We start from the raw sequence: 4241 nt of genomic DNA, 5'->3' as shown, positions 1-4241 counted from the left end.
TAATTTTGCGAAGTGCATATAATATATATGCAAAGAGGCTTCTTCGTGCTGATGCTAAAAAATTGATGTAAAATAAACCTTGACAACTGAAAAATTTGTAAAATTTGCGAAATAAGGGCAAAAAAGTACTGATTACAATTAGCCTCGTAAACCACCCTGTCCGAATAGTGCCCTGATTAATAAGGGATTACGACACTAAGTATATTTTCATCAATTTTTTTATCATATTTAATGAGTCCGAATAGTGCCCTGATTAATAAGGGATTACGACTGTGCAAAAAAATTGCACTATTACCAAAAAGCCTTGTTTGTCCGAATAGTGCCCTGATTAATAAGGGATTACGACTCTAATAAAAGATTGAGATGAAGATCTATAAACTCATTGTCCGAATAGTGCCCTGATTAATAAGGGATTACGACTTCATCTTGTCCTCCTTCCTCCCACTCTATTTTTTGTCCGAATAGTGCCCTGATTAATAAGGGATTACGACACATCTGTAGGTGATTTTACAATCTTCAAGTTCTTTTTGTCCGAATAGTGCCCTGATTAATAAGGGATTACGACTTTCAAAGAGCTGATTTAAAACGTTATAGAACTTTTCCAAGTCCGAATAGTGCCCTGATTAATAAGGGATTATTAATTGAGGAGGGAAACTACCCCTCCTCAAAACTCCACCCAAAGGATTAAAAAAGAGCATCCTTATTCGAAATGATAGGGGGAAGTTCGAAGGGGGTCTTTTAACCCCTTCGATATTAAAATAGTGCCCTGATGAGTAAGGGATTATTAATCGAGGAGGTGAACTGACCCTCCTTACAACTCCACCCAAAGGCAAAGGATGAGATTCTTCCTCACTCACTACGTTCGCTCGTCAGAATGACGAAATAGGGTGTCATCCTGAGCACGTTCGCTTCGCTCAGTGTAAACTTAAGCGAAGGATCTTGTCTTTTTGGGGGAGTATCGAGGGGGGACTTTCCACCCCCTCGAATAAACGATGAGATTCTTCCTCGGCAAAAGTCGCCTCGTCAAAATGACCCCCATCATGTCCTCCTGCGCTCTTCTCCTTGACGAAGTCAAGTAGAGCGATAGCGACGAAGGATCTCTTATTTGAGGGGGTAAACACCACCCCCTCAAGGCTACTAAAGAAAACAAAAAAGAATAAAAGTAGAGATTCCTTACTTCGTTTGAAATGATAGGGGGAAGTTTAAAGGGGGTCTTTTAGCCCCTTCGATATTAAAATAGTGCCCTGATTAATAAGGGATTATGTTACTCTTTTTTAATCAAAAAATGAATCTTTTGGCAAGGTTTCTTGTGGTGTAAGTGCAAACACTTTGAAATTTTTTGTTTCTTAAATTTAGAAGATAATGTTATAATTAAATATGAAAATAGCTATTATTGGACCGCAACAAACAGGGAAAACAACTCTTTTAAAATCGCTTTCAAAAGACGAAAGTTCAGTTTCTTTTGAAAAAGAGAATATAAAAGATATTAAAATTTACGACAAAAATGTTTTAGAGTTATCTTCCTATTTTAACCCTAAAAAAACAACTTTTGCGACACTTACATTTGTTGATGTGCCAGGAATTCCAACAGGATTTGATGAAAAGAAAAGAAGAAACGAACTTCTTTCAAGCATTAGACAATTTGATGCGCTTGTTGTAGTTTTAGATGCATTCTCAAAAGAAGACTTTTTAACCGATATTAAACTTTTTGATAGCGACCTTATCCTTTTTGATCTTGATGTAGTTGAAAAAAGACTTGAGAAACTCGCAAAGGAAAAATTTACCCCAGAAAAGGCTTTAGAACAAAAGACCCTTTTAAAATTTAAAGATTCTCTTGATAAAGAAATCCCCTTAAGGAATCTTGAATTAACAAACGAAGAGAATCTTATAACAAAATCTTTTGGTTTGTTTACCATAAAACCAACCTTATACGTAATGAACATTGATGAAGATAAAATTAAGAATAGTGAAGAAATGGTAAAAACCGCAAGAGAGAACATCAATTTCAAAAACACAGAATTTGTATGCTTACCAATTTTACTTTTATATGAATTAGAACAATTAAGCGATGAAGAAAAACAAGAATTTTTGAATACGTATAACCTCAAACAGGATGCAATCTCAGAAGTAGTAGAAAATGCTTTGAAGTTGTTAGATCTTAATGTTTTTTACACGGTAGGAGAAGACGAAGTAAGGGCTTGGCTTTTTGAAAGAGGACTCAATGCAAAAAGAGTTGCAGGAAAAATTCACTCGGATATTGAACGTGGTTTTATTGCAGCAGAAGTTATATCTTATAAAGATTTCAAGAGTGTAAATTTTTCTTTTAAAGAGGCAAAAGCGAATGGTCTTTTAAGGATTGAAGGTGCAAATTACATCGTCCAAGACAAGGAGATAGTTCACTTTAGATTTAACGTATGATGACACTTATTGCTTTTTTATTTTTTATTATTTCCTTTCTTTTACTATTAGTAGTTGTAACATTATCACAACTAATTACTGTATCGCAAGAAAATAAAAAGCTCAACATTATAATAAATTCTCTACAAAATTTATCAAGAGAAGTTTATAAACTAACCGACAAAACGCGCTTTGTGAGTGCAATGTGGGAGACTCTTAGAGAAGTAACTAATGCAGACGAATTTACGTATTTTGTTTTAGATGGTCGTGATACTCTTATACCAGAATACGTTGACGGTGTATACAAAAACGAGATTCTCAAAATAAAGTTAAAATTAGGTGAAGGTTTTACAGGCAGAGTAGCCACAACAAGAGAGCCTGCGTTTCTAAATGAAGCAAACAAAAATCCTATATCAAAGCATATACCAGGAACACCAGATGAGGAATCTTCACTTCTTGCAACCCCTATTACTTTTAATAACAAACTTTATGGGGCTATTCTTCTTACAAAATTAAAAGGAAAAAGATTCAATAAAGAAGAGTTGAAAATTGTAGAAATTTTTACTAACATGGTTGCCTCACTTATTGCTTCGCAAGACTATGTTGCAACCATTAAAAACGGATTTACTGGTTTAATTAGTGTGTTGGTTAAATCAGTTGAGCTAAAAGACACTTACAGTGCTTACCATTCCTTAAGAGTTTCTTTGATATCAGAGGCGATTGCAAAAGAGATGAACCTACCAGATGCTGAGGTATACCGTTGTAAAATCGGAGGACTTTTACACGATATTGGAAAAATTGGTGTGCCAGAGGATCTTTTAAAAACTGATAAACCCGTAAATGTGAGTAAAAGTGAAATAATTTTGAAGCATCCTGAAATTGGATACAATCTCTTAAAAAAGATTGCGTTATTGGATGATGTTGCCGATACTGTGCTTTACCATCATGAATGGTATAATGGTAATGGCTACCCAAAAGGTTTAAAAGGTGAACAAATACCAATTTCAAGCCGAGTTGTTTCTGTTGCTGACGCAATTGATGCAATGTATTATGGAAGACCGTATTCACAGAGAAAAAGTATAGAAGCGATATGCAGTGAACTTAAAAGATGGAGTTCTATGCAATTTGACCCAAAGGTTGTGTTAACAGCAATCCAATCAAGAAGGAAAATTGAAGAAATAATTGTAAATGAATTTAACGAATCAACAGAAGACTATGGAAAAATATTTGAGAATATATAAAAGAGTGTTGATTGTTTTATTAGTTTTGGCTGTTGTAATTTCTGTATATTTATTGTTGGATTTATTCATAAGCAGAAGATTTGAATTTTCGATTGCCAAGTTTTACTTAATCTCCTTTTTTCTTATAGTGTTTGCTCTTGTTTCTATTTATTTTTTTTACAAAATCAGTAAATTTTTTTTTACAATAGAATTAGAAAGCAAACTAAAAGAAGAGCTTTTAAAAAGTGATTTTACGGTTTCTTTAAAGATCTTAACGAAATATCTTAAAGAGAGTTTTTATACTAATTTAAATGTGTTTCTTTTAGAAAATGGTGAAGTAAAAGCGATTGTTTGTAGTTTTCCTTTAGATAATGAAACTCTTATAAAAACACTGAATTCTCCCAATATTACAATTAAAAAGAAACTCAATAACAATAGTTCTCTTTTTCTTATCCTTGAAAACGAAAACTCCCAAATTATGGAATCCTTAAGTAGTGAGATAGATAAGTTTTTACATATCATAGTATCAAAATACATTTTTGAAAAAGAAAAACTCAATTTAGAAAGAAAAGAAAGATATTTAAAAAAATTCATGATGCTTACCGAACTCCTTGATAAGGTAAG

3 protein-coding genes and 1 CRISPR repeat array are annotated in these 4241 nt (G+C 33.2%); all 3 genes read left to right on the top strand.

Annotation, left to right across the window (positions count from 1 at the left end):
- Positions 1 to 158: 158 nt before the first annotated feature.
- Positions 159 to 641: a CRISPR direct-repeat array (repeat unit 36 nt; unit sequence GTCCGAATAGTGCCCTGATTAATAAGGGATTACGAC).
- Positions 642 to 1377: 736 nt separating this feature from the next.
- The gene (locus tag K6343_05915) at positions 1378 to 2418 is read left to right on the top strand and encodes a DUF933 domain-containing protein (GenBank protein MEF3245492.1); all 1041 of its coding nucleotides are present in this window, start codon (positions 1378 to 1380) and stop codon (positions 2416 to 2418) included.
- A complete protein-coding gene (locus K6343_05910) occupies positions 2415 to 3638 on the top strand; it encodes an HD domain-containing protein (GenBank protein MEF3245491.1) in 1224 nt (407 codons plus the stop codon). Before K6343_05915 ends, K6343_05910 begins: the two co-directional genes overlap by 4 nt.
- The coding region (locus K6343_05905; GenBank protein ID MEF3245490.1) for a hypothetical protein at positions 3613 to 4241 on the top strand (629 nt) is incomplete at its 3' end. The genes K6343_05910 and K6343_05905, both read left to right, overlap by 26 nt.

It is taken from the genome of Caldisericaceae bacterium, from assembly GCA_036574215.1.
In the GTDB taxonomy this organism is placed as follows: Bacteria; Caldisericota; Caldisericia; order Caldisericales; family Caldisericaceae; genus Caldisericum.
The sequence above is the reverse complement of the archived record's forward strand: the minus strand, read 5'-3'. Positions and strand labels throughout refer to the sequence as shown.

What these genes read in the sequence shown, in the direction of transcription:
- K6343_05915 (MEF3245492.1), top strand. Translation starts at nt 1,378, where the DNA reads ATGAAAATAGCTATTATTGGACCGCAACAAACAGGGAAAACAACTCTT.
- K6343_05910 (MEF3245491.1), top strand. Translation starts at nt 2,415, where the DNA reads ATGATGACACTTATTGCTTTTTTATTTTTTATTATTTCCTTTCTTTTA.